This is a genomic window from Streptomyces sp. BE20, from assembly GCF_036322525.1.
Classification (GTDB): domain Bacteria; phylum Actinomycetota; class Actinomycetes; order Streptomycetales; family Streptomycetaceae; genus Kitasatospora.
In genome coordinates this window covers 1-310 of the sequence record NZ_JAQYWW010000716.1, presented here as the reverse complement: position 1 = coordinate 310, position 310 = coordinate 1, and the positions used below count along the sequence as shown (strand labels likewise).

The following is a 310-nucleotide window of genomic DNA, read 5'->3' as shown; positions in this document are numbered from 1 at the left end:
TTATGCTGTGGTGTTGTTTTGTGTGTTTTTGTTGTTGGTTTTTTTTTTTTTTGTTTTTTTTTTTTTTTTTTTTTTTGTGGGTGTTTTTTTTGGTTTTGGGGTTTTTTTGGTTTGATTTTTTTTTTTTGTTTTGTTTTTTTTTTTTTTTTTTTTGTTTTTTTTTTTTTTTTTTTTTTGTTTTTGGTGTTTTTTTTTTTTTTTGTGGTGTTTTTTTTGTTGGTGGGGGGGGGTTGTGGGGGGGGGGGGTGGGGGGTTGGTTTTTGGTGTGTTGTTGTTTGGGGGGGGGGGGGCGGTTGGTTCGTCCCGGGCC

Annotated in this window: 1 protein-coding gene; it reads left to right on the top strand. The window is 34.5% G+C overall.

What is annotated here, in order from left to right; genetic code table 11:
• Positions 1-20: 20 nt before the first annotated feature.
• A partial coding sequence (locus PUR61_RS45335) for a hypothetical protein (protein ID WP_329879515.1) occupies positions 21-310 on the top strand: 290 nt, incomplete at its 3' end.